The 749-nt window shown below is 74.4% G+C and carries 1 protein-coding gene; it reads left to right on the top strand.

Features of this window, described 5'->3' with window-relative positions:
* Positions 1-749, top strand: a 749-nt coding sequence (locus BBH68_RS29420; protein WP_141713081.1) for a PP2C family protein-serine/threonine phosphatase, incomplete at both ends; no start/stop codon positions are given.

Here is a 749-nt window from a genome sequence, read left to right as displayed (position 1 = left end):
CCGGCGCGCGGGTGGCGCTGGCGGTCGGCGACGTGGTCGGGCACGGCATCGACGCCGCGGCCAGCATGGGCCGGCTGCGCACCGCCGTGCACACCCTCGCGGACATGGACCTGCCGCCGGAGGAGCTGCTGGCCCACCTCGACGACCTGATCATCCGGCTCGGCGAGGGGCGGGCGGGCGAGGAGGAGACCGCCGCGCTCCTGGGCGCCACCTTCCTGTACGCGATCTACGACCCGGTCACCCGGCGGTGCACCATGGCCCGGGCCGGACACCCGGCGCCCGCCCTCGTGACCCCGGACGGCGAGGTCACCTTCCCCAGCCTGCCCGCCGGACCGCCGCTGGGTCTGGGCTCGCTGCCCTTCGAGTCGGCGGAGCTGGAGCTGCCGGAGGGCAGCGTGATCGCCCTCTACACCGACGGCCTCATCGAGACCTGCGACCAGGACATCGACGTCGGCCTGGCCCGGCTGAGCAACGCGCTCGGCCAGCCCGGCATGCCCGTGGAGGACCTCTGCTCCGCGGTGGTCGACACCCTGCTGACCTCCCCACCGTCCGACGACGTCGCCCTGCTGCTGGCCCGCACCCACTCGCTGAGCCCCGGCCACGTCGCCTCCTGGGACCTGCCCACCGACCCGGCCGTGGTCACCAGCGCCCGCTCGCTGGCGGTCCGCCAGCTTGCCGAGTGGGGTCTGGAGGAGCTGATGACGACCACGGAGCTGATCGTCAGCGAGCTGGTCACCAATCCGCCACGG

This window comes from Streptomyces sparsogenes, from assembly GCF_001704635.1.
Taxonomy (GTDB): domain Bacteria; phylum Actinomycetota; class Actinomycetes; order Streptomycetales; family Streptomycetaceae; genus Streptomyces; species Streptomyces sparsogenes.
The sequence above is the reverse complement of the archived record's forward strand: the minus strand, read 5'-3'. Positions and strand labels throughout refer to the sequence as shown.